The 23616-nt window shown below is 40.3% G+C and carries 25 protein-coding genes; 3 read left to right on the forward strand and 22 right to left on the reverse strand.

Annotated elements, in window-relative coordinates; genetic code table 11:
- Nucleotides 1–121 precede the first annotated feature (121 nt).
- A complete protein-coding gene (locus ACTW1R_RS10645) occupies nt 122–964 on the reverse strand; it encodes a DegV family protein (protein ID WP_271814474.1) in 843 nt (280 codons plus the stop codon).
- Between the two features lie 126 nt (nt 965–1090).
- On the opposite strand from ACTW1R_RS10645, the gene trhA reads away from it, so the two are divergent.
- The gene (gene trhA / locus ACTW1R_RS10650) at nt 1091–1744 is read left to right on the forward strand and encodes a PAQR family membrane homeostasis protein TrhA (protein ID WP_005229593.1); all 654 of its coding nucleotides are present in this window, start codon (nt 1091–1093) and stop codon (nt 1742–1744) included.
- A gap of 63 nt (nt 1745–1807) precedes the next feature.
- On the opposite strand, the gene ACTW1R_RS10655 is transcribed toward trhA, so the two are convergent.
- From ACTW1R_RS10655 to ACTW1R_RS10720, 14 genes are all read right to left on the reverse strand, one after another.
- Nucleotides 1808–2296 carry a dihydrofolate reductase gene (locus ACTW1R_RS10655; RefSeq protein ID WP_325836669.1) on the reverse strand — a complete coding sequence of 163 codons (489 nt, stop codon included), beginning with the start codon at nt 2294–2296 and terminating at the stop codon, nt 1808–1810.
- Nucleotides 2297–2301: 5 nt separating this feature from the next.
- A complete protein-coding gene (locus tag ACTW1R_RS10660; protein ID WP_128432213.1) occupies nt 2302–3048 on the reverse strand; it encodes a hypothetical protein in 747 nt (248 codons plus the stop codon).
- Between the two features lie 44 nt (nt 3049–3092).
- Entirely contained in the window at nt 3093–4040 is a 948-nt protein-coding gene (locus tag ACTW1R_RS10665) for a thymidylate synthase (protein WP_010749378.1), read from the reverse strand.
- A 16-nt stretch (nt 4041–4056) separates the two neighbouring features.
- Nucleotides 4057–5964, reverse strand: a complete 1908-nt coding sequence (locus ACTW1R_RS10670) for an ABC-F family ATP-binding cassette domain-containing protein (RefSeq protein WP_010749377.1) — start codon at nt 5962–5964, stop codon at nt 4057–4059.
- Between the two features lie 202 nt (nt 5965–6166).
- Nucleotides 6167–8203: a cation:proton antiporter gene (locus ACTW1R_RS10675; RefSeq protein WP_271814476.1), complete on the reverse strand. Its 2037-nt coding sequence runs from the start codon at nt 8201–8203 to the stop codon at nt 6167–6169.
- Nucleotides 8204–8206: 3 nt separating this feature from the next.
- Complete coding sequence (locus ACTW1R_RS10680; RefSeq protein WP_015510017.1) at nt 8207–8488, reverse strand: hypothetical protein; 282 nt, start codon at nt 8486–8488, stop codon at nt 8207–8209.
- A 187-nt stretch (nt 8489–8675) separates the two neighbouring features.
- Nucleotides 8676–10796: a peptidoglycan D,D-transpeptidase FtsI family protein gene (locus ACTW1R_RS10685; RefSeq protein WP_128488699.1), complete on the reverse strand. Its 2121-nt coding sequence runs from the start codon at nt 10794–10796 to the stop codon at nt 8676–8678.
- A gap of 310 nt (nt 10797–11106) precedes the next feature.
- Nucleotides 11107–12135, reverse strand: a complete 1029-nt coding sequence (locus ACTW1R_RS10690) for an LCP family glycopolymer transferase (RefSeq protein WP_271814478.1) — start codon at nt 12133–12135, stop codon at nt 11107–11109.
- 185 nt (nt 12136–12320) lie between these two features.
- Nucleotides 12321–13130 carry an ABC transporter permease gene (locus tag ACTW1R_RS10695; RefSeq protein WP_271814480.1) on the reverse strand — a complete coding sequence of 270 codons (810 nt, stop codon included), beginning with the start codon at nt 13128–13130 and terminating at the stop codon, nt 12321–12323.
- 45 nt (nt 13131–13175) lie between these two features.
- Nucleotides 13176–14231: an ABC transporter ATP-binding protein gene (locus ACTW1R_RS10700; protein ID WP_167822072.1), complete on the reverse strand. Its 1056-nt coding sequence runs from the start codon at nt 14229–14231 to the stop codon at nt 13176–13178.
- A gap of 168 nt (nt 14232–14399) precedes the next feature.
- Nucleotides 14400–14801, reverse strand: a complete 402-nt coding sequence (tagD, locus tag ACTW1R_RS10705) for a glycerol-3-phosphate cytidylyltransferase (RefSeq protein WP_115232543.1) — start codon at nt 14799–14801, stop codon at nt 14400–14402.
- A gap of 107 nt (nt 14802–14908) precedes the next feature.
- Entirely contained in the window at nt 14909–15109 is a 201-nt protein-coding gene (locus tag ACTW1R_RS10710; RefSeq protein WP_005229578.1) for a cold-shock protein, read from the reverse strand.
- Nucleotides 15110–15250: 141 nt separating this feature from the next.
- The gene (locus ACTW1R_RS10715) at nt 15251–15856 is read right to left on the reverse strand and encodes a superoxide dismutase (RefSeq protein ID WP_005229576.1); all 606 of its coding nucleotides are present in this window, start codon (nt 15854–15856) and stop codon (nt 15251–15253) included.
- A gap of 76 nt (nt 15857–15932) precedes the next feature.
- Nucleotides 15933–16376, reverse strand: coding sequence for a GtrA family protein (locus tag ACTW1R_RS10720; protein ID WP_271814484.1), 444 nt, complete (start codon nt 16374–16376; stop codon nt 15933–15935).
- Nucleotides 16377–16508: 132 nt separating this feature from the next.
- On the opposite strand from ACTW1R_RS10720, the gene ACTW1R_RS10725 reads away from it, so the two are divergent.
- Both ACTW1R_RS10725 and ACTW1R_RS10730 read left to right on the forward strand, forming a co-directional pair.
- A complete protein-coding gene (locus tag ACTW1R_RS10725) occupies nt 16509–17318 on the forward strand; it encodes a DUF1189 family protein (RefSeq protein ID WP_016610771.1) in 810 nt (269 codons plus the stop codon).
- Nucleotides 17319–17344: 26 nt separating this feature from the next.
- Complete coding sequence (locus tag ACTW1R_RS10730) at nt 17345–18340, forward strand: phosphoglycerate dehydrogenase (RefSeq protein WP_271814492.1); 996 nt, start codon at nt 17345–17347, stop codon at nt 18338–18340.
- A gap of 67 nt (nt 18341–18407) precedes the next feature.
- On the opposite strand, the gene ACTW1R_RS10735 is transcribed toward ACTW1R_RS10730, so the two are convergent.
- The 7 genes from ACTW1R_RS10735 to greA all read right to left on the reverse strand — a co-directional run bounded on the left by ACTW1R_RS10735 (nt 18408) and on the right by greA (nt 23530).
- Entirely contained in the window at nt 18408–19349 is a 942-nt protein-coding gene (locus ACTW1R_RS10735) for a glycosyltransferase family 2 protein (RefSeq protein ID WP_201290590.1), read from the reverse strand.
- 57 nt (nt 19350–19406) lie between these two features.
- Nucleotides 19407–19706, reverse strand: coding sequence for a HesB/YadR/YfhF family protein (locus ACTW1R_RS10740; RefSeq protein ID WP_005229567.1), 300 nt, complete (start codon nt 19704–19706; stop codon nt 19407–19409).
- 11 nt (nt 19707–19717) lie between these two features.
- Nucleotides 19718–20383: a potassium channel family protein gene (locus ACTW1R_RS10745; protein ID WP_005229566.1), complete on the reverse strand. Its 666-nt coding sequence runs from the start codon at nt 20381–20383 to the stop codon at nt 19718–19720.
- An 86-nt stretch (nt 20384–20469) separates the two neighbouring features.
- The gene (locus ACTW1R_RS10750) at nt 20470–21099 is read right to left on the reverse strand and encodes a response regulator transcription factor (protein ID WP_005229563.1); all 630 of its coding nucleotides are present in this window, start codon (nt 21097–21099) and stop codon (nt 20470–20472) included.
- Between the two features lie 3 nt (nt 21100–21102).
- Nucleotides 21103–22170: a sensor histidine kinase gene (locus ACTW1R_RS10755; protein WP_005229561.1), complete on the reverse strand. Its 1068-nt coding sequence runs from the start codon at nt 22168–22170 to the stop codon at nt 21103–21105.
- Complete coding sequence (gene liaF, locus ACTW1R_RS10760) at nt 22167–22898, reverse strand: cell wall-active antibiotics response protein LiaF (protein WP_005229558.1); 732 nt, start codon at nt 22896–22898, stop codon at nt 22167–22169. Before liaF ends, ACTW1R_RS10755 begins: the two co-directional genes overlap by 4 nt.
- A 152-nt stretch (nt 22899–23050) precedes the next feature.
- Complete coding sequence (gene greA / locus ACTW1R_RS10765) at nt 23051–23530, reverse strand: transcription elongation factor GreA (protein ID WP_005229556.1); 480 nt, start codon at nt 23528–23530, stop codon at nt 23051–23053.
- Nucleotides 23531–23616 lie beyond the last annotated feature (86 nt).

Raw genomic sequence — 23616 nt, forward strand, 5'->3', positions numbered from 1 at the left:
GCTCCCTACTCTCTGAATAGACAAAGAATCGCAGCTTCATTCTGCTTTTTCTTCCTTTCAGCTTTTCATACACCAAAAAGCGATTCGTCGTCAAACGAATCGCTGAAAGGAAGCACCTTTTTTATTCCGTACTGTAAGTGATCGCAAACGCACCTCTACCTGTATGAGTGGCGATGATCGGTGTTGTGTGAAGCAATGGGATCTCCAAGTCAGGAAACAATTCTGCTAGTTCTTTTTGGAAACGTTCCGTGATTTCTAACCCTTCTGCATGAGAAATACCAATTTTCGTCACTTTTGGCATATTCTTCAATTCTGCTTTTAATTCCTCAAACCATTTATTGAACGTCTTGACGCCGCGTCCTTTGACGACTGGAATCAGTTCTGAATGATCAAAATCCATGATCACTTTCATGTTCAGTAAGCTCGATAAAAGACCTTTGGCACGACTGATGCGCCCACCTTTTACTAAGTTTTCTAACGTTGAAACGCCGATAAATAATTTCGTATGCTCACGCACCAGATCCACTTCTGGTAAAACTTCTTTTAGTGTCTTACCGGCTTTAGCCAATTCTGCTGCCCGAATCACTTGAAAAGCCAACGCTTGGTCTGTCGTGTCGCTATCGATCACGGTGACTTTCGCTTTTGATAAATGACTGGCTTGACGAGCCGCTTCCACAGTTCCACTAAGACCTTTGGTCATATGGATCGATAGTATTTCACTGCCATCTTTGCCTAATTCGTCATACAGTTCTACAAAATGACCAATCGGCGGCTGACTAGTTTTAGGTAATTCTTTGGCTTGCGCCATCATTTGCATAAATTTTTCTCCCGGCAGCGTTTCATCATCTGGATAAACGACACCATCGATCATTACAGATAAAGGCACGACATGGATAGCCAAAGCATCACGGACACTTGGTTCCATCGTACTGGAAGAATCTGTCACAATTTTAAGATTTGCCATCATATATTCACTCTCTCTTTAAATCAAGTCTTTTTTCGTGGTAAAATAACCACAGACCATTTATACTAAGTATAACAGAGAGAAAATTTTTTTTCATCTAATTTCGATTCGAAAGGACGGTGCCGAATGCAGCACATGAAGTTTAGTCGCAGATATTTGATCGTCAATGAAGTATTAAATGCAGTAACCCACGGGATCGGATTAGGACTGAGTATTGCAGGACTGGTCATCCTCTTAATCAAGGGGGCAAATCTAGGATCACCTATCCACATCGTTTCCTATGCCATTTATGGGTCGATGATGATTTTGCTCTTCCTCTTTTCTACCTTATTTCACAGTTTGATTTTTACCAAAGCAAAAAAGGTCTTCCAAGTCTTTGATCATGCCTCCATTTTCTTGCTGATCGCTGGAAGTTATACACCTTTTTGCTTGCTTAGTATCCAAGGCTGGCTTGGCTGGTCACTCTTTGTCTTGATTTGGCTACTAGCAATTAGCGGCATCGTTTATAAGTCACTGACTCTTCATAAAAAAGAGACCGTCTCAAAAATCTCCACTCTGATCTACATCATCATGGGCTGGTTATGTGTTATTGCCTTTAAACCTCTGATCGAACATTTAGGCTACTGGGGAACATTTTTACTAGCAAGCGGTGGTGTTTCTTATACTGTAGGTGCGCTATTCTATAGTTTAAAATCCGTTCGGTTCATGCATGTGGTTTGGCACTTATTCGTTATGTTAGGTGCTGGACTGATGTACTTTTCCGTCTTGTTGTATACCTAAAAATGAAGCACTGCTTATAAAAAAAGAACAGGAAACTTTCGCTGCAGAAAGCTTCCTGTTCTTTTATTTTCTACGATAAAATTCAAATTGATGGGGATAATGGTTCTTTTCATCGACGATCCCATCGATCACATGATCAAGTTTCCATTGCATCCAATCAATCTCTGGGAAATACACATCTCCGTTAAATTGCGCAGCGATCACTGTACGGTACAATTGATCGCAATCGTCAATCATCGCTTCAAAAACACCTGCTCCACCAGTTAAAAAAACGGGATGCTCTTGCTGCTTCACATACGCCAAAATTTCCTCACGGTCATGCATCACTAAGGCGCCGTTGGCTTGATAATCCCGATCACTCGTCAAAACGATCGTCGTACGCTGTGGCAGTAATCTTTTTCCCATGCCTTCAAAGGTTTTGCGCCCCATTATAATCGTATTATTGATAGTTTGCTCTTTAAAAAATTTCAAATCATTCGGCAAATGCCACGGCAGTGTACCATCCGCTCCGATCAACCCTTTTTGATCTTGTGCCCAAAGTGCGATCAACATAAAAATTACATCCCTTCTGTATAAAATGACTCCGAAATAATAGCAGCAACCTGCAGCCGCTGCATCAGCTGAAAAGCTGATTCATGCTCAAATGGATCTTTGTTGCGCTCCTCAAAGCGCAAGCCATCACAGGCTTGGTAAACAATTGTGCCACCGCTTCTTTGGACATTTCGCGGCCATTCCCCATCGTTTAAATGCGCGTTGTTGTTTTTCAGCAAGGTCGGTATCAGGGAGATTGGAAAGAGAGCACTACCAGCTGCGATATCAACTTCTTCTATTTGAAAGAAGTCAGCAGCGATCTCGTTGATCAAGCGCTCCGTTCTTTGCCACGTTTGCGGATGACTCGCAAATGCCCTTGCAGTTCGTCCAAGGATACAATACGTATTCGCAGGTAAAGGCTTTTTGCTTATAGCAACTAGTTCTTCGGGATAGGTCTTCATCCACGTCACCACGCGATCAAAATCACAAATATGCAGCGAATCCAAAGCTGGCAGGTGGTGCTGGGCAGCAAAAACAAGCCTTCTGCGGGCATCCGCTGCTCCTTTTGCTGGTATAAAAATGGCAGTACACTGCTGATTTGATCGAATGGCTTCCTTTAGCTCTGGCACTGTTTCTTCGGATACGGATAGCCAAACTGCATCATAGTGCTGATGCAAGAAATCGATGACTTGCTCAATGAGCGCTACAGTAATCGATCCAGCATGTCTCTGATGAAAGGTCGCCGCAAAGCCTCGCTTGTGGGTATTTACCATTACGCCTCATTCCTTTCTTTATGAAATGAAACCCAAACAACCACTTAAACTGCGATCGGTGCTTTGATCGTTGGATGCGGATCATACCCTGCCAAGGTAATATCTTCCATTTCAAAATCGAAAATCGACTGTTTTTCAGGATTTAACTGTAAGGTTGGCGCAGGACGTACCGAACGAGTCAACTGTTCCTTCATCTGTTCCATATGATTGCTGTATAGATGAGCATCGCCTAATGTATGGACAAAATCCCCGACTTCTAATCCAGTTTCATGAGCAATCAGGTGCGTTAATAGCGCATAACTAGCAATATTGAAGGGAACGCCTAAAAAGACATCGGCACTGCGTTGATACAGCTGACAGCTTAAGCGACCCTCATGAACATAAAATTGAAACATTGTGTGACAAGGTGGCAACGCCATCGTCGGTACATCTTCAGGATTCCATGCGGAGACGATCAGACGGCGAGAATCCGGCGTCGTTTTGATCATGTCGATCACTTCTTTGATTTGATCGATAAACCCGCCGGTACTTTTTTCCCAATGCCGCCATTGATACCCATATACATGGCCCAAATCGCCGAAAGTTTCAGCGAAAGCATCATCGGCTAAGATTTTTTCACAAAATAGTTTCAACTCATGTTGATACTGTTCATTGAAAGCTTCATCCACTAATGAACGGCGACCAAAGTCTGTCATATCAGGACCTGTATAAGCATCACTTTTAATATAGCGTTCAAACGCCCATTCATCCCAAATGTGGTTATTATGTTCCAGCAGGTAGCGGATATTGGTATCTCCCTTTAGAAACCACAATAATTCGCTCTTGATCAAGCCAAAAGGAACTCTTTTTGTTGTCAGCAAAGGAAAGCCTTGGGACAGATCAAAACGCATTTGATGACCAAAGACACTGCGTGTTCCCGTTCCTGTACGATCACTTTTATCATTGCCTTCTGCTAATATTTTTCTTCCTAGATCTAAATATGCTTGTTCCATCGTTCTCTCCTTTACTCTACACAAATTCGCTCAAATATTCCCAACGATCCATTTTTTCTGCCAGTTGCGTTTCAACCTCGCTGATTTCTTGCTGTAATTTTTGCAGCTTAGTAAAGTCCGCGCCTTGATGATTCATTTCTTCGGTCAAAGCGGCTGCTTTTTCTTCTAATGCCGCGATATCATCTTCAATCGTCGCCCACTCTTTTTGTTCCATATAACTCAGTTTCTTTTTGACAGGCGCTGCAGCAGACGCCTCACTTTCAGCAGAAAGTGAATCGGTTTTTGTTTCTTTTGGCTCTAGTACGCTCGAACTAGCTTTATTGGTATTGGCTGCTAGATATTCATTGATGGAACCAAAGTAGGACGTAATTCTGCCATTTCCTTCGAAGATCAGCAATTTTTGGGCAACTTTATCTAAAAAGTAGCGGTCATGAGAAACAGTGATGACTGCACCTGGAAATGTTTCCAAATAACTTTCCAAAATCGTCAAGGTATCAATATCCAAATCGTTAGTCGGTTCATCTAACAAGAGAACATTTGGCTGTCCAATCAATAGCTTGAGTAAAAATAGTCGTCGTTTTTCCCCGCCAGACAGCTTGCCGATCTTGGTGCCATGCATGGATCGCGGAAATAAAAACTGTTCCAGCATTTCGGCGACACTGACTTGGGAGCCATCCACTTTTTGCACTTCCTCGGCTGCTTCTTGCAAATAAGCAATCATTCGCTGATCAGGGTTCATCGCTTCAATCGTTTGCGTATAATAAGCCATTTTCACAGTCACGCCCATCGTACGCTCCCCTTCTTCTAAAGGCAGGCGACCAGCTAAAATATTGAGCAACGTTGATTTGCCCGCACCGTTTTCTCCTGTGATCCCTAAGCGTTCTCTTGATTGAATCAACAAATCAAAGTGAGACAAAATCGTTTTGTTTTCAATCTGATAACTCGCATCTTTTAGCTCTAAGACTTGTTTGCCTAAGCGTGTCGTAGCAACATCAATGGCCACTTCGCCGTTTCGTTTTACTTGATGTAGGTTTTCTTTTAAATCATCGAAACGATCGATCCGTGCCTGTTGTTTCGTTGTACGAGCCTTCGCTCCAGTGCGAATCCAAGCCAACTCATGTTTGTACAACTGCTTGCGCTTGTCTTCTTGCGTCTCCTCCACACGTTCTCTTTCTGCTCGAGCATGAAGATACGTCTCGTAATTGCCCTGATATTCATGTAGCTTGCCAAAAGACAATTCAAAGATCCGATTAACGACTCGATCCAAAAAGTAGCGATCGTGGGTCACCATCAGTAACGCACCCCGATAATTTTTTAGATAGCCTTCCAACCATTGGATCGCATCATAATCTAAGTGGTTAGTCGGTTCATCCAATAACAACAAGTCTGGTTCATCGATCAATACTTGAGCCATAGCCACTCGTTTCTTTTGACCTCCAGATAACTCACTGACCTTTTTTTCTAACTCATTGATCCCAAGTTTTTGTAAAATGATCTTGGCAGTTGTATCTGTATTCCAAGCATCGGCTTTATTCATCGCTTCTTCTGCCAACTGATAATTCCGTTGCGTTTGTTGATCCAAGCCATTATTCTCTAAGGCAATCAGCGCTTTTTCATAGTCACGAACAACGCGAATCAGCGGACTGGTGCCTTGAAAAACAGCATCTACAACAGATAATTCTTCTTGTAACTGATTGTCTTGAGTCAAGAAACCGATGCGATAATCTTGGGCGGCAAATACCGTTTGGCGATCGCCATCTCCGCGATCCAAACCGGCCAAGATCCGTAACAAACTCGATTTACCCGTGCCATTGACACCGATCAAACCGATTCGATCTTTTTCATGTATCAGAAAAGAAAGCTGATCAAACAGTGTTTTTTCACCATATGTTTTGGTTAATTCACTTACTTTTAATTCTTTCACAGAATCCCTCCTGAGTTTTTTCTTCGCTCATTGTACCACATTTCATCAGCGGAAACGATGAGAGAAAAAAATCAATTTTTGTAAAAAAGAATGCCTTCGTCAGTCTACTCCTTCTGATCATCGATGTTGATCATCTTTTAGGAATAACCTGACGAAGACACTCCATAAAACGTGCCTTAAGTTGTGCGCCTCTTGAGACGTATTATCGGCGAAACATTCGCTGCTTCGGCTGTTCTTCTGCTCGAGACATCGCATACGATTCTAACAGATTGACATTGCGTCGGTATTCATTTGCCGAAATCGTTGAGATTTTCTCAGCCACTTCATATTCATCGATCGTTTTGCGCTCAAGGTAATAGCCCCAAAGGACTTTCTTAACAAAAATCGGGTCTTGCTCGATCATGATCGTTTCAATGAAATTGCTGTGTTCAAACCGTTTGATGCTCATTTCTCGTTGACGAATAAAGAAATTGATCAGCGAGGAATCATAGACATCTTCTAAATTACTCAAACTGTGAAAAATATATTCACTGTTTTTTAAGTAGATTTTTTGTACTTCAGAAATGTCTCGTTGCTTCAAGGCAGCTTTTAGCTGCTGCTGTCGCTGTAAAAACAAGCGAGGATGAATCAAAATACGGATAAAACGCTGAATAAAAAAGAGCCAAAAACTAAAGAATGAGAGAATTTGTTTTGCGAGGGAATGCTGTTGCTGAGAAATAAACCGTGAATAAAAACGGTAGCCATTTAAGCTGACTTTCCCATTTCGATAAGCTTCATCCAAGCCGTCTTGTTCGATCGATAGGATCAATCCTTGAATTTCTTGGATTTCTTGTTTTTCCGAATCAGTTAAACTATTGCGATACAATTCCCAGCGTCGATTTTCATAGGAATTGATGACAGCATCGATCGCTAAACGGCCTTTATCCGAGAGTTCTTGCTTTTCTTCTGCTTCCAATTGTTCGATGACGTCTTCTAAGATCAGCAAGTGATTGAAGTCGACGCTTTCGGCAGCTTCCCCATCTGCCAAGTATGGCAAGACCATCACGCTGATGATCAATGTCAGTAAGATCACACAAGCGGTCAAAAACAGAAGCAAGCCTCTTTCATGAAAAGGTGCATCATGCACCATCACAGGCAAAATAAAGATGGCTGCCAAACTGACTGTTCCCTTGACTCCGCCAAAAGTTAACAGGGCGACTTGATTCATTGATACTTGTTTTTTTGACTGTAAAAACCAATAGTAAAACAACAAAAAGAGAAAACGAACAAGGAAGATCACCGCCGTGATCACCAAAATCGTAATCACTAGATGCCAGTTTGCATAATTATTGCTCTCCCAGATTGGTGAAAATACTTGTGACAACTCGATTCCTAGAAAAAGAAACACCAATGCATTCAATGTAAAGACAATGGTCGACCAAGTACTTTCTGAAATGTTCGCCAGCTCTGCATCAAACAACGAAATCCGTCGTTTTCTTTGGGCTTGGGCTACACCTGCCACAACGGCTGCGATGATCCCTGAGACCCCGATCATTTCGGCCAGCAAATAGGCAGCAAATGGCAAGAGCAGTTCGATCAATAAGTATACTGTGACATCTTGTGCCGAGATTTTTTCAATAAAGCGCAAAATTCGGCGTTTCAGCCACACGATTAAGTAACCGACAAGCCCGCCGCCGATACTAGAGAATAGGAGCTGGAACCCTGCGTTGGCTGCTGAAAAGCTCCCGGTGGTCAAAGCTACGATAGCAAACTGCAATGCGGTAACCCCTGAAGCATCGTTCAGTAAGCCCTCGCCTTCCAGAATGTGCATAATGTTTTTGGAAATTTTCAAACGTTTTGCTAATGAGGAGACTGCCACTGCATCAGTTGGTCCTAACGCAGCACCAAAAGCGAAACAAGCAGCCAGAGGAATCGTGGGCATCAACCAATGGAGCGTTCCGCCGACAGCAAACAGTGTCATTAAAACGCCGCCAAAAGCCAAAAACAACACGATCTTGCTGTTTTTGAGGATTTCAGCTACATCTGCTCGTTCTCCTTCACGAAACAGCAATGGTCCAATGATCATTACTAAAAACATTTCTGGTTCAAAAGCGATTTCCTGTCCCATTTCTGTTAAACCTAGTAAAATCCCTAAGATGATTTGAATAAAAAAGATCGGTACCGAGGGTAATATTTTGCTCGCCACATTTGATAACGTGACGAGAATTGCAATGATAATGACGAGTTCAATAAATTCCATCCATTACCCTCTTTTCTTTCGAATAGCTAATAACAGCTCAAGAAAATCTTCTTTTTTCAAAAGGATCTTATCGTTTAGAAGACCTAACTCCTTTTCGTTATTTTCAATTTCGCATTGGACACGCCGTGATTCCAAGCGGTAAAGATCGTGTTTCATTCGCTCAAATTTACGAAAAAGCAATGGATTTTTCCGTTGCAAGTACTCACGAATCTCTTTTTTTTCAGCTGGTGTAAATTGTCCCAACTGTTTCATCAGTTCTTGTTTGCTTAAACATTCCTTGTTCATGATTGTGCTTTGGGCCCCTTTTATTATCAATTTATCTTTTTATTTATCGTATAAATCAAAATTATCTCTTGACCGCTAGTATTCTAAGCCAATCATTCAAAAATAGCAAGTCTTTCTCACTAAAAGATGGTTTTCTATCCGCATTCTTATAAACTAAAAAAACCGCAGCTTTCACTGCGATTTTTGTTTATTTCATATACAAGTCGTAATAAGCATCCATGATCTCTTTCGCGATTTGAATATTAGGATGCGTATCGGTGTCTCCTTTTAATTGAGGCATCACGATCGCAATCGCAATATCCGCATCACTGCTTGGACCGTAGGCAACGATGTTTAAGTTAACTAAGCTGATGGTATTGCCATTACTATCCACGATGGGTGTTTCGGCAGTACCTGTTTTGGCAGAGACTTCCATTTTCGCAGAAGCCAAGCCTTTGGCAGTTGCCCAAGCATCCGTTCCGTGAACCGCATCGTAAAAGCCATTTTGGATAATTTGCATTTGCGCATCTGATAAACCAACCTCGTTCAATACCGTTGGTTCGATGTCCTCAATCAGCGAACCTAGTCCGCCTGTTTCATCATTGTCGTAGATTCCGTCAACGATGTGAGGCTGCAATCTTTTGCCACCATTCGCAACAGTTGCTGCATATTGTGCCAGTTGCAGTGTCGTATAAGTATCAAACTGGCCGAATGCCAAGTCGAGGATCTTTCCGCCATCACTGACAGGGTCCATGTTCTCAATGGATGTGCTGATACCAGTTGCTTCTCCTGGTAAATCGATCCCTGTTTCAGTTCCCATACCAAAAGAGGCAAAAGAGGAACGGAGTTTTTCGTAGACATCCCCTTGACGATCCACTGTTGGAATCGAGATGCCTGACTGATAATTGATGCCCATCAAACGTAAAGCGACTTGCATCATATAGGAGTTAGAAGAAACTTCTAACGACTGCTCTGCAGAAAGATTGCGATTATTTGCCCCAGTTGGGTTGAAAATAGAAGCTTTTACATCGGAGCCGATTCTGATTGGTTGATCCAGCAGCACTTCGTTGCCGTTTAAGACGCCATTTTCCCAACCGGCAGCCAAGGTCCCTGCTTTGACGACGGACCCTGGTACAAAGGAATTAATAAAGGTACCAATGGCATTTTCCTGCATTTCATTTGATCCCGTGTCATGATGATACCCGGACATGGAAAGGACACCGCCGGTTTTCGGATTTAACGCCACTGCGTATACCCCTGGGGAATACTCTGCAGCACCAGAATCAATCAGTTTTTGAAAATTGTCTTGCAAAATCTTGTCAACTTTCGCTTGAAATTCAGCATCGAGTGTTAAAACCAGATTATCCCCCTTTGCACCTGCAAAGGTTTCTTTTTGACTTTCAATATTGTTGTTGTTGTCAAGCGATATTTCAGAGATGGATTTTGTTCCTTGTAAAACTTCTTCATATTGTTGTTCCAAATAACTACGGCCAACGCGATCATTACGTGCGTAACCTTTTTCTAAGAATTCGTCTAGAACTTCTTCAGGTATTCCTTGTTCTTCACTAGTCACCGTTCCGATCAAACTAGCCAGAGAACTTCCTTCAACGATCTTTCGTGTCCAATCGGTCCCGGTGGAGATTCCTGGTAAATCGACCATGTTTTCAGCAACAACTGCCAATTCTTGGTCAGACACATCCGACGTCTTTATAAAGACCGTACTCAAGGATTGTGCGCTGTTCATCCGCTTGAAAATCGTGGCTGCTTCTAATTCGGCATCGGAGAAGTTGATTTCTTCTTCAGTCACTTTCTCAACGGTTGCCGTATATTGTTCAGAAGTACCTAAAGAACGCTCTTCATCACTCAATCGTTCAGTTGCTTTTTCAAGATTGTCTTCATCTGCCAACCAAAAGTCCTTAAGATCTCGATCAGACAAGTTTTTGTCGACTGGCATTTCGATCAACTCGCTCAATTTTTTGGCTGTTTCTAAAAGATCTTGAGCGGTCATTTTGTTTCCCCGGGTAAAAGTGATTGCTGCATTGGCTTGATTTTCCACTAAAGCTTTCCCAGAAGCATCGTAAATCATCCCCCGAGGGGCACTTCCTTTTACTTCCACTACAGATGAAGCTTTCAATTGCTGCTCAATATTTTCGCCATTGACGATCTGTAGATAGCCTAATTGGACAATCAATGATACAAACAAAGCAAATATAATAAAAAACAAAAAGTTCAATCGAAATGGAACATGAGATTTGCGATACGATTTGGCCTTTGGTTCTTCTGGCCCCTTACGTATCCCTTGGACAACTTTATCTTTCAAATTCTTCATCTCATCTATCCTTCCAATCTATAATGACTACTGTCCTATTTTACCAAAAAATTCGATCTGAAACAGAAAAAACAAAAAATATCCATTAATCCTTAGAAAAAACTATAAAAACTCAACGATATCTGCCTGAATGTTTCACAGATAGAATGTTTCATTTTCACTCTTTCATGAAAAAATTGTTTTTTTAAGCTTTCTTATGTTTTTTCATTTGTTGATTTCGTGAAACAAGAAATTGATTGATGTTATTGTGGAAAACTAAAAGCAGGAGGACTTTCGGTCACCCTGCTTTTTAGGCTTCTAAAGAAACTAGCTACTCCCCAGTTGTTGAATTTTCTTCTGAGAAGGTCAAACTGTCGTCGTATAACTGATAATTAGGCGATCCGTTAGTATATTCATCGCCATGGGTCAACCCCTCGTTCGTCGGAAGTTGCAACTGCTCCTTTAACAAATTTTGCGTATGCAACAACTGATTCGTGCCTAATAGCTGATAATATACCCCACCAATCAGTTGTCCTTCCCCTTGTAGCTGCTCTTGCTCGATGGTCGTAAAAGCAGGCATGTAATTCGTGCCGATATCCATCATCTCATTCCAGGTAAGATCCGTCTTCGAATTTTTTTCAACCGCTTTAAGGATGTTGCGGTAATTTCCTATTCCCTCCAAGCTCATGACTTTTTGAAGGATTTTCGTCACCACTTCTCTTTGCCTTCTTTGTCGTCCTATATCTCCCTCTGGATCTTGTTTACGCATTCTTGCGTAGGCCAAGCCTGTTTTCCCATCTAAAGTGATTTGTCCTTTAGGGACATGGACACCTTCTAACGTAAAATCGATGGTATTTGTCACTTCGATACCACCTACTGCATCAATCAAATCCCGCATCCCTTGCATATTGATCGTCACATAATGGTCGATAGGAATGTCTAAAAGATTTTCAACTGAATCCATTGCCATCGCTTCACCACCGAAAGCATAGGCATGATTCAACTTATCGATCGTATTAAAGCCAACGATTTGCGTATAGATATCACGGTCAAGACTAACGATCGTTGACTGCTTTTTCTCAGGATTGACCGTTACCACCATCATGCTATCTGAACGGCCTTGCTCGGTTCGTCCCAACGCCCCTGTATCAATCCCCATTAACAGAATGGAAAATGGATCGCGCTCTTCAATGCTGATCGCTGTTTCTCGTTTGTCTGTTTTACGATCAACAGACTTTGAGATTTGGTTGAATGTAGCATTCGTCTCTTGATAGATCTGCATGCCATAAATCGTTAACCCAATGATTCCAACTACTAACACGACTAAAATACTGACTATTACTTTTTGATAACTCCGCATCCTGCACCTCGCCAATAAAAAATCACTTATCGAGTAAATTTTCCCACAAAATACAACGTTCAGCAACCGCTATCAAGAATAACTTTCATCCGTAACGCTTCCGTAACTTATTTGAAATAAAGAAAAAATTACACACAAATAAAGTGCGCTCTCTAAGTTAGAGAGCACACGTCAAAACATCATTTTTAAATGTAATCAACAAAACGAGCACGGAACTTCATATGCAAATGGCTTCCTAAAATAAGAAGCATCAAAGTTAGACACCAGAATATAAGTGTGTAGGTCGTTTTTTCCCAAACCCATGCTCGAGAAAGGAAAGCATCCCGAAATCCTTCGATTAAATAGTAAAATGGGTTTAAGCGAAGGATTTTAATCAACCAAACAGGCATGTTTCGATTATTAATATCCCATATTGGACCAGAAACATAAAATAATAATCTCAAAACAGACTGCAGAAAAATGTGATAGTCACGAATCAGTACCGTTATGGTTGCATTCAAAAGGCCAAATGCAAATAAGAAGATGACCATCGCAAAAAAGTAATAAATAAATTGTAACCAATAGATGCTTGGTGTTACACCCGCTATGAATAACGAACCTATCACTATTGCCACCATAGGGATGTACGATGACAGATTACTTATAATATTGATCGATGGTAAAATGCTTACTGGGAACTTCATTTTCGCTACCATTCCTACTTGTCGATGAATACTGTTGGAGGCACCTAACACAGATGCATTAATATAAAACCATGCCGTGATCCCAATCAGCATCCAAATAATAAAAGGAACGCCATCAACTTTTCTATTCCCGTTCACTCCTAATCCGAAAACTAAATAATAAATACCGATTTGAATCGCAGGGTTTAATATTTGCCAAGCTAATCCCAAATAATGGCTCTGATAAGTAGCCTTATCTTCGTATCGAGACATCCGGAATATAATTCCCGCATGTTTAAATTGTTCTTTTATAACTGCAGCAATCTCTTTCACAAACTTCTTCCTTTTCTATTTGAACTAAACAAAGAAACATCTTCTTTATTTGAAAACTTGACTAATCGTTTCAACAGGATTTTTAATTGCGTAAGTAATCGAACGCCCACTAAAAGAAACCAGCGAACAGAATATCGTTGCGACTACGACCAAACCTAAGATCCCTTTTGTCGGCCAGCTCATTTTTTCTCCTAATGGCGTGCGCTTCAAGTTTTTTTGAATCATTTGGTCGGAAAGATTTTGTTGTTGCAAAAAATGATCTTCACGGCTTTTTTCTGCTAGTTTGTCCAAGTTAAATGCTTTTTGTTCTTCTTTATAGTTATCTTGATAGGCTTTTTGCTCTTTCTTTGGTTGTTTTTTGAACCAATCGATAAATTTGCGGTATTCAGACATTACTTCTTCAGTAGGACCAAACATCCGTAAATCACCATAGTGCATCCAAATCGTTCGGTCACAAAGTTTTTCTACCTGTCCTAAAGCATGACTAACAAAAAAGATCGTTTTTCCTGCTTCTTTAAATTCCATGATCTTATCCACACATTTTTGATAAAACGTTTCGTCTCCGACAGATAACGCCTCATCAATGACTAAAATATCTGGATCATTATGAACCGCAATAGCAAAGCCTAATCGTGATTTCATCCCACTGGAATAGCTTTTAACGGGTTGATTGATAAAGTCACCTAAATCAGCAAAGGCTACGATCTCAGGCATTTTTTCATCAATTTCTTTATTAGTCATTCCAGACATCAATGCTTTAAGCCGAATATTTTCTAACCCTGTCAGCTGATATTTTAACCCGGCACCGATTGCGATGATTGAGGTATCACCATTTACTTCCATCGTACCGGATGTCGGTGGAATGATGCCACTGATTACGTTCGATAAAGTTGATTTTCCAGAGCCATTGATCCCAATTATCCCCACTGATTCACCAGCTTTCACATCGAAGCTGACTCCTTTTAATGCCCAAAATCGGGGAACATTGCGATGATAGAACTTGAATAGCGCTTTTACTTTATCAGCTTTCTTTTTATATAAGTCGTATTCTTTCGTCACTAAAGTTGCACGGACTTTGATTTCTTTTTCCACTTTCTTCATCCATTCTCATAGAATTTCTAATTGATCAAGTCAACTCACAAAACATCATACCATATTTTGAGTTCTGAACAAATAATCAATGAAAAACTAGTAATAAATTCTTAAGTTCTTGGAGTTGGTTTCAATAAAAAAAACATCTGTAAAAGATGCTTTTTCTATTAGAATTGTTCAATTATTTAGTTTCAACTCTTTTTTAATTTGAGTGGTTGATATTTCTGGCGTCCTCGCTAGATAAATCACTTCAGCATCGGTTTCTTCTTGAATAAAATCAAATTTTCCTGCCCAATCATCTCCCATAACAAAGGTATCAACATGATACTCTTTGACATCAGAAACTTTTTGTGCCCATTCTTTCTCGGGAATAACTAAATCAACATAACGAATCGCTTCTAATAATTGCTTTCTTTTCTCATAGGAAAAGTAGCATTTTTTTTGTTTTTCATTCCAATTAAATTCATCCGTTGATAGTGCCACGATTAAATAATCGCCTTGCTCTTTTGCACGACGTAAAAGATTAATATGTCCATAGTGTAACAAGTCAAATGTTCCATAAGTAATTACTCGTTTCATTCTTGTACCTCTTCGTTTTCTAGTCTTTAATGTATTGAAGATACCAAAAATGGCAGGAAATAGCAAATTAAAAAAGCTGAGAGGTTACTCAGCTTTTTTGTTCTGATTTAGACTTTGGTTACTTCCGCTGCCTGCGGTCCGCGGGCACCTTCAACGATCGTAAATTCAACTTCTTGTCCTTCTTCAAGCGATTTAAAACCATCTCCTTGAATGGCAGAGAAGTGAACAAATACATCATCTCCACCGTCAACTGTAATAAAACCAAACCCTTTTTCGTTGTTGAACCATTTTACTTTCCCATGTTCCATAGTGTGTAAAGCCTCCAATAATTATAATCCGACGATTCCGTCGATTTCATTATAGCGGAATATGTAAGCGTTAGCAATAACGAAATTTCTTTCCATCAACAAAAAAGAAGCCCTTAGTCAGGCTTCTTCCTAATAGTTTGTTTAAGCTTTTGCGAAATATTCGTTTACTTTGTCCCAGTTAACAACACTCCAGAAAGCATTGATGTAATCTGGACGAACATTTTTGTATTTCAAGTAATACGCATGTTCCCAAACATCTAAACCTAATACAGGTGTTTGACCATCCATCAATGGTGAATCTTGATTCGCGGTTGAAGTGATTGCTAGTTTACCGTCTTTAACGACTAACCATGCCCAACCTGAACCAAAACGTCCAGTTGCAGCAGTTTTAAATTCTTCTTTAAAGTCTTCAAAGCTGCCAAAAGTTTCTTCAATTGCCTCTTTGATTGCCCCAGTAGGTTCGCCACCGGCATTTGGGCCTAAGATTTCCCAGAAGAATGTGTGGTTAGCATGGCCGCCGCCATTGTTGCGAACCGCTGTTTGAATATCTTCAGGTACAGAAGAAAAGTCTGCTAATAATTCTTCAACTGTTTTTTCACCTAATTCAGGATGTTTTTCAATCGCTGCATTTAAGTTTGTTACATAAGTGTTGTGGTGTTTATCATGATGCAAATGCATCGTTTCTTCATCAATATATGGTTCCAATGCATCGTATGCGTAAGGTAAATCTGGTAATGTGTAAGTCATAAAAAAAATCCTCCTCAATGATAATGTTTACATAAGTAACATTATCAGACTATCAGACTTTGTTCAAAAAATATGCTTACTTTTTCTCACTTTTTTTCGTATTGAAAATCAAAAATTTACTAAACACATAATTTGCCAAAACAACAACGACTTGGGTGACCAGCTTGGCAACAAGATCGCCGGTAGCTAAAACTGAGATAAAGAAATACATACAGAGCATGTCCAAGCCTAATGATAAAACGCGAAAAAAAATGAACTTTCCAAATGCCGCCCAAGACTCTTGCTTCGTTTTTGTTTTTGCTTCAAAGACCCATAACTTATTTGTAAAGTAAGCGAATAAAACAGAAGCGATCCAAGAAATCACATTCGCTGTCTGATAATAAAAACCAAACCCTTCACGAAAAATAAGATAGACGACAATATTGACTACGGTGGTCAAACCACCAAAAAATAAATACGTGAGTGGCTCCCACAGTTTTTTTTGTTGTAAGATTTGTTTGTATTCAATAAACTTTTGCATATATATGCCTACTTTCATTACTTTATTTACTTATTCAATAGATATTTGGCTCTTTTTTTGTGAATTCCTTGTAATCCTAAGAACCCTTCGTTACAATTACTCTAGTTATACCACAAAGGAGTTTATCAGCAAATGACTATCGTCCAACTATTTAAAATTGCTTTTTTTCGAATACCCGAACTAAAATTCGTCAAAAAAGCAGAGTTTTCCAAAGTGATCGTTTTTCTATTAGGTGCAGCCGTGATGATGGCTTTGCCAATTACCATCAATGTCTTAGGCGTCTTTCGTGATGTGCAAGCAGATGGACAAAAAATCGGAGAAACGATTCCTGATTTCACGATCGAAAATGGACAGCTTTCTGTCGCTCCCAATACGCAAGGGTTCATCTATCAAACCGATTCGATCATCTTTACTTTTGATCCTGATGGCAATCGTACACCAGCAGATATTGCATCTGATGTCACCGGCTCGGTGATCGCAGTAGGTTTGTTAAAAGATCAGCTGGTCATTCGTATCCCTTCTTCTGGTTTCTCAACGTCTATGTTCGATTCAAACCAATTAGAGTTTGATTATAGTGAACCAGCACTGCGCAATCTTAACGGTCAGGCGATTCGAGAAACCTTATCCAACCAAGCGATCCCATGGCTGATAAAAATCATTGTCTTTTTTGTCGCCTTATATCCCACGTTTGTCAGCTTACTGATCACCTTAATCATGGGAACCTTTATTGCAACGATCTATACGAAATTGAAGCTATTCTCTTATACCTTTTTCGAAAATTTAAAGATTCTCATTGTCTGTGCTGCATTGCCTACACTCATTAGTGTTATTGTACAACTAGCGCTGCCTTCCTTTGATGCTACAACCTTTATTTTGTTTGGTTCCCTATTCTTATTTACACAAGGTGTCAAAGATTCCCCAAAAATACAATTAAAAAAATGATCTATGCCATGTTCAATTCATTGAACATGGCTTTTTTCTCATTCTTTGCTACACTTAAGATACAAGGAGGCTTGGCAATGAAAAAAATAATCTTAGCCACTCGCAACTTTCGCGACACTTATGTGGAACAAATGGAAAAAGACTATCAATTTCTCGTGTACTCAAAGGACCAAGCAATTGATTGGTCACAAGTGGAAATCACTATCGGTTGGAAGCCAGCATGGAACGAACACCTGTTAACCGAAAAAACAAATTTGAAATGGGTCCAAGCGATTTCGGCTGGTGTGGACACCTTGCCATTAAAAGAGTTTGCAAAATACGACATTCTCTTATCAAATGGCAGTGGCATCCATGCAGAATCGATTACAGACCATTTATTGGCTTTGCTCTTTATGGAAAACCGCGGGATTTTCCAAGCAATCCAACAACAAAGAAAACAGCAATGGGCACCGGATACGATTCCTTATGCAAAGCTATCGGATCAAGAGATTTTGATCGTTGGTACGGGACAAATCGGCCAAAGATTAGCCCAAGCATTAACCTTTTTTGGTGTACATCCGATCGGCATTAATACAAGCGGCCATGAGGTGACGAATTTTGAAAAAACGTTTGCGTTATCTGACTTACACGCTTGCGCAAAAACCGCCGATTGCATCATCAATATTCTTCCACTGACAGAAGAAACCACACATTTGTATGATGAAGCCTTTTTTGCACAAATGAAGCCTTCCGCTTCATTTTATAATGTCGGTCGCGGTCCTAGCGTGGATACTGCCGCATTAACAAAGGCATTAGAGAAAAAGCAGCTGGCATTTGCCGCACTAGATGTTTTTGAAGAGGAACCTCTACCAGAAAATGATCCGCTATGGCATACCGAAAACCTGTTGATTACTCCTCATATCTCAGGACACACGCCCCATTTTCAAAAGGCATTTATGGATATTTTCTTAGCGAATTTCCAACAATTTTTAACAAAACAAGAACTTGTTAAAAATGAGATAAACCTGGATAAGGGATACTAACAAATTCTTTCCGCAAAAAAAGTGTACAGTTGAAGGCAACCCCTTCAAATTGTACACTTTTATTTTATCATTGTTTTTCTTGGTCTTTTTCGGTTTCTTTCAAGAAGTACAAGGGTCTATTTTTAGTCTCTAAGAAAATTTTTCCGATATACTTGCCGATGATCCCTAAACAAAGCAATTGCAATCCACCAACAAATAAGAAGATACTGACCATTGAAGGCCACCCTGATGTCGGATCTCCAAAAATAAAGGTTCTTATCACAATAAAGATCAAAGCAATCAGAGAACCAAAACAGGAAAGCGCACCAATAAACGAGGCGATATTCAAAGGTGTATCTGAAAAATTGACGATGCCATCGATCGAATATTGGAATAGCTTCCAGAATGACCAGGACGTCTCACCCGCTACTCTTTCTCGATTCTCATAGGCGATGTATTCTGTATCAAACCCAACCCAGCTGAAGATCCCTTTTGAAAAGCGATTGTACTCTGACAGCTGTAAAACTGCATCAACCATATTGCGGCGCATCAAGCGAAAATCTCGCGCACCGTTTACCATTTCAGTATCGGCAATTTTGTTGATGATGTTATAGAACGAGTTCGAAAAAAAACTGCGAATCTTTGGCTCACCTTTTCTATCGGCACGTCTCGTCCCCACACAGTCAAGCTCTGGTTTACTTCTTAGCAAAGCAAACATTTCAGGTAGTAATGACGGCGGATCTTGTAAATCCGCATCCATTACAGTGACAAAATCGCCTCTAGCAGCTTGTAGCCCCGCATAAAGAGCAGCTTCTTTGCCAAAGTTTCTCGAAAAAGATAGATAGCGAACACTTTCAGGGTGGGCGTGATACAAGTCTCTTAAAACAGACAGAGTTTGATCTGAAGACCCGTCATTAACAAAAATATATTCAAAAGGCATATTTAAGTGTTTCTTCACTTTTTCTGTTTCTTCAAAGAAAATCGGCAAGCTTGCCTCTTCATTAAAACAAGGTACAACAATTGATAACATCGGTTTCATCTCCTAGAGCCAGTCGTGGGAAATCGGTCAGCTGGGACCGAATCCACATTATTTTTTATCTTCGCTAAAATCATATTTCGGTTCATCTAACGTTTCATCATAGTCCACAGTTAGATCATAGCCTTTGAAAAACCATTCGTCTGCTTCATCAATAAAAAAAAGCAAGCCATCAATTGTTTGTTCGACGATCGGACGTTCTGGTTTATCGACTGACATTCCCACGGAAAATCCGTCATGCACTTGTGTTTTGCCATAAATTTTTCCGAAAAAACGAATCCCGCTTCCTTGGTCTACCACCAATTCTTTTTTAAACCATTGCATTGCTTCAGGACTTATTGTTAAGTTCATTTTCTTCACTCCTAATCATTCATATGTTCATCAAGTATATCTACATCATCTGTATTGCCGATCACGAGTAAATTGTCATTTTCACGCACGATCGCCTCTGCATCAGGCGAAACGATCACTTGTCCTGGTCCCCGACGAATCGCAACGACTGTCAGACCATACTTTTGTCGAAAATTCAGCTCAATCAGGGATTTATTGAAAAAGCGTGGATTGGACACGCGAATCTCTGCTAGAGAAAATTCGTCAGATAGTTCAATATAATCTAAGATATTTTTGGAAACAAGATTATGGGCGATGCGAATCCCCATGTCACGTTCGGGATGAACGACACGGTCTGCGCCGAGTTTTTCCAGTACACGGGCATGGTATTCGTTTTGGGCTTTCGCTAAGATATTAGGTACACCCATTTCTTTGACCATCAAAGTCACCAAAATACTAGCTTGAATATCCTCACCAATCGCAACAATGACATGGTCAAAGTTACGGATACCCAATGAGCGTAACGTCATCTCATCTTGTGCGTTGCCGACCACCGCATGGGTGGCGATATTCATATACTCATTGACACGATCTTCGTTGCTATCGATCGCCAGTACTTCTTGTCCAGATTCAATCAACGTGCGACAAATACTGCCACCAAAACGGCCCAGACCGATTATTGCATAATTTTGCTTCACCACAAACGCTCCTTTTTTACCAGATCATAATTTAGTATAACAAAAACCTCCTCTGCTTGCCATGAGGAGGTATGATTATTAAGACTTTATTTTATTAAACCATGTTTAAAAGCATATATCGTAGCTTGTGTACGATCTTCTACTTCTAATTTTGATAAGATATTTGACACATGTGTCTTCACTGTTTTCAGCGTAATGAAGAGTGCATCCGCAATCTCTTGATTGCTCTTTCCTTCGGCGATTAACAGTAACACTTCTTGTTCCCGATTGGTCAAATCTTCATGTAGGATCGGTGTCCGATTCGTCAAACGATCCATCATTTTCGTGGTGACTTCGGGTTCTAAGACCCGCTCTCCTCGCTGGGTTGCACGAATGGCTTCCGCAATCTCATGAGCAGTAGACGTCTTTAACAGGTAACCTGCCGCACCCGCTTCAATAGCAGGATAGACTTTTTCGTCATCAATAAAACTAGTGACAATAATGATTTTTGCTTCGGGCCAATCATTTAAAATCAATTTCGTAGATTCGATCCCATCCATTTCATCCATCACCAAATCCATCAAAATCACATCTGGACGTAATTCCAATGCCTTTTCATACCCGACTCGACCATTTTCCGCTTCCCCAATTACTTCTATATCGTCTTGAATCGATAGATAAGAAGAAACCCCAAGACGAACCATTTCATGGTCATCAACTAACAACACTTTAATCATACCTTATGCCTCCTTCAACAGTGGAACTTTAATTTCAATACTGGTTCCTTGATTTTTAAAACTAATAATTTTCAACGTTCCGCCAACGGCACTTACCCGTTCTCGGATATTCATCAAACCATAGCTGCCGGCCTTTTGATCTTGTGGATCAAAGCCAACCCCGTCATCGATCACCCGCAACAACACGTTATTATCAATGCGATGCAAGTAAACTTCCAACTCATTGGCCTTGGCGTGACGCAGTGTATTAGATAAGAGTTCTTGGATCACACGAAAGAGTTGATCTTCAATCGAACTAGGCATCGTAAAGTCTTCAATATCCCAAGTCAAGAGAATTTTGATTTTGGTCTCTAATTCTTTTAACAATTGCTCGATTCCTTGCTTTAGACTCTTCCCTTCCAAAGTAACAGGTCGTAGATGAAGCAAGAGCGCCCGCATTTCAGATTGCGAAGCATTGATAATGTCTGTGACCATAGCTAACTGTTTCTTTTGGCTTTCTGGCGCATCTGTTCGAATCGCTTGCTCATTTAGTGCAGACATCATCATCATGGCGGCAAACAGCTGTTGAGAAACAGAGTCGTGCAATTCACGAGCCAGACGCTGCCTTTCTGCTTCTAAAATCTCTTCTTTCGTCTGACCATCAACAAACTGCGGTTTCGCATTCAATTGCTGTAATTCCATCGACATCTGTTTCATCTTCGATTGGATACTGGCAATATCACGATCCACATTCGCAATCAAATGGTTTTCAGACGCATGGGGGATTTTTGTTTCTAATAAAGGGCTATCGATATAGCCGCTGGCTAACAGTCTTAACTTTTCTTCCACCGGACCGTATTGACGGTTGCGAAAAAAAGAAATCAGTAAAAAGACAGCTAACGCAATCAATGCAGATATTACAAGTAAGTGAAAGACGATTGGGATAAAGAAGAGCTTGATTTGAAAGACTTCTATCAGCCAATTATTTTTCCCACTGGCATACAAATAGGAAAACAGCATCAAAATCATGGTGAAAAAACTTGCTAATCCTGCATAAAAAGCGATCATGCCTCTTGAAAATTTCCCGATCATACCCGAATCACCTCAACATCACCAACAAGGGTATTCGTCAAGATTTTCAAACGCCGACTATTTTCGCCATAATCCGGGCTGTAGATCGTCACTTTTTCATTTTTCAAGCTCGTTTCTTCGCCTTCAAAGATAACGGAGCCAATAAAAGTACTGTGCTCTAATTTGATTGCTACGCCAGCAGGCACTAAAATACGAGTTCTGCCAAAGCCTTTTCGTACGATCACGACGTTTTCTTTTTTAGGCAATAAAGTGTTGCCTAGATCGATAAAAGTGTCTCCCGTCAAGATATCTAGATTGATATCGTCCCATTCATAGACTTGACTGCCGATCCGTTCATTGCCTAACCATTGCTGCTTTTGTTTCAGTGGATGATCAGCTTTGGGTTCTTCAGTTTCAACGATAATCATTTGTTTTTTGCGCCAGAATGAATTTTTAGTTAAGTCGATTCCGGTAATCTCGACTCCTTTTAATCCAATAAATAAAATCGCAAAAATCAGCATCAGCCACAGTGCTGGACTATTTAACAAACTGATCAAAATAGCAATGGAACTTGAGACCATCAAGAAATTTTTAAAATTGCTCTTGCGCTCACTTCGGTTCACAAGAACCAAGCACGTCACACCAAGTATTAATAAAAATAATAATGGCGGATTAGATAAAATTTGCCATACCGCAAAAAGCAGTAAGAGCGCTTCAACAATAAAGAAAAAACGCCAAGGACTTTTCATTCAAGCTCCTCCTCCTAGTAATTCTACTCTATCATACCTGAAAAAAATGGTTTGTCCATCCGTCGCTGGTCCGAAAAAAGACCCTGTTTGATCAAATTCCCTAAAGGAGAATGAACAACAGGGTCAACTAGATTGATCGAGTGATCAAGCAATTAGCTTTTCTTTACTTCTGTGATTCTTACTTGCATATCTCCGCCTGGCGTTGAGATCGTCACTTCATCGTTGACTTTTTTCCCAATCAAGGCACGAGCGATTGGTGAATCATTGGAAATTTTACCAGAAAACGGATCTGCTTCAGCACTACCGACGATCATGTACTCTTCTTCGTCACCATCAGGCAACTCAACAAAAATCACTGTTTTTCCGATGGAAACTTCATCAGAGTCAACACCCTCATTATCAATGATCTCTGCAAAACGAATCATATTTTCTAAAGTAGTGATTCGGCCTTCGACAAACGCTTGTTCATCTTTAGCAGACTCATACTCTGAGTTTTCGGATAAATCGCCAAAACTGCGGGCTACCTTGATACGTTCAATGATTTCGCCGCGTTTTACCGTTTTCAATTCTTCTAATTCTTGTTCTAGCTTTTCTTTTCCTTCAAGTGTCATTGGGTAAACTTTTTCTACCATAGTTCTTTTCTCCTTTTAGTAACTTCTAATAAATCGCAAAAGGTAATCTTTTGCGATGAGTCCACAAAAGATTACCATGCTTTTTT

This window comes from Enterococcus sp. R12, assembly GCF_058135755.1.

Bases quoted from the DNA above. Each gene is read 5' to 3' on its own strand.
- tagD (WP_115232543.1), bottom strand. From the start codon at position 14,801: ATGAAACGAGTAATTACTTATGGAACATTTGACTTGTTACACTATGGA.
- ACTW1R_RS10655 (WP_325836669.1), bottom strand. From the start codon at position 2,296: ATGTTGATCGCACTTTGGGCACAAGATCAAAAAGGGTTGATCGGAGCG.
- ACTW1R_RS10675 (WP_271814476.1), bottom strand. From the start codon at position 8,203: ATGGAATTTATTGAACTCGTCATTATCATTGCAATTCTCGTCACGTTA.
- ACTW1R_RS10700 (WP_167822072.1), bottom strand. From the start codon at position 14,231: ATGAAGAAAGTGGAAAAAGAAATCAAAGTCCGTGCAACTTTAGTGACG.
- ACTW1R_RS10755 (WP_005229561.1), bottom strand. From the start codon at position 22,170: ATGATCGGGAAATTTTCAAGAGGCATGATCGCTTTTTATGCAGGATTA.
- ACTW1R_RS10730 (WP_271814492.1), top strand. From the start codon at position 17,345: ATGGCTTTTTTCTCATTCTTTGCTACACTTAAGATACAAGGAGGCTTG.
- ACTW1R_RS10740 (WP_005229567.1), bottom strand. From the start codon at position 19,706: ATGAACTTAACAATAAGTCCTGAAGCAATGCAATGGTTTAAAAAAGAA.
- ACTW1R_RS10710 (WP_005229578.1), bottom strand. From the start codon at position 15,109: ATGGAACATGGGAAAGTAAAATGGTTCAACAACGAAAAAGGGTTTGGT.
- ACTW1R_RS10725 (WP_016610771.1), top strand. From the start codon at position 16,509: ATGACTATCGTCCAACTATTTAAAATTGCTTTTTTTCGAATACCCGAA.
- liaF (WP_005229558.1), bottom strand. From the start codon at position 22,898: ATGAAAAGTCCTTGGCGTTTTTTCTTTATTGTTGAAGCGCTCTTACTG.
- greA (WP_005229556.1), bottom strand. From the start codon at position 23,530: ATGGTAGAAAAAGTTTACCCAATGACACTTGAAGGAAAAGAAAAGCTA.
- ACTW1R_RS10680 (WP_015510017.1), bottom strand. From the start codon at position 8,488: ATGAACAAGGAATGTTTAAGCAAACAAGAACTGATGAAACAGTTGGGA.
- ACTW1R_RS10720 (WP_271814484.1), bottom strand. From the start codon at position 16,376: ATGCAAAAGTTTATTGAATACAAACAAATCTTACAACAAAAAAAACTG.
- trhA (WP_005229593.1), top strand. From the start codon at position 1,091: ATGCAGCACATGAAGTTTAGTCGCAGATATTTGATCGTCAATGAAGTA.
- ACTW1R_RS10750 (WP_005229563.1), bottom strand. From the start codon at position 21,099: ATGATTAAAGTGTTGTTAGTTGATGACCATGAAATGGTTCGTCTTGGG.
- ACTW1R_RS10715 (WP_005229576.1), bottom strand. From the start codon at position 15,856: ATGACTTACACATTACCAGATTTACCTTACGCATACGATGCATTGGAA.
- ACTW1R_RS10660 (WP_128432213.1), bottom strand. From the start codon at position 3,048: ATGGTAAATACCCACAAGCGAGGCTTTGCGGCGACCTTTCATCAGAGA.
- ACTW1R_RS10665 (WP_010749378.1), bottom strand. From the start codon at position 4,040: ATGGAACAAGCATATTTAGATCTAGGAAGAAAAATATTAGCAGAAGGC.
- ACTW1R_RS10645 (WP_271814474.1), bottom strand. From the start codon at position 964: ATGGCAAATCTTAAAATTGTGACAGATTCTTCCAGTACGATGGAACCA.
- ACTW1R_RS10685 (WP_128488699.1), bottom strand. From the start codon at position 10,796: ATGAAGAATTTGAAAGATAAAGTTGTCCAAGGGATACGTAAGGGGCCA.
- ACTW1R_RS10735 (WP_201290590.1), bottom strand. From the start codon at position 19,349: ATGTTATCAATTGTTGTACCTTGTTTTAATGAAGAGGCAAGCTTGCCG.
- ACTW1R_RS10690 (WP_271814478.1), bottom strand. From the start codon at position 12,135: ATGCGGAGTTATCAAAAAGTAATAGTCAGTATTTTAGTCGTGTTAGTA.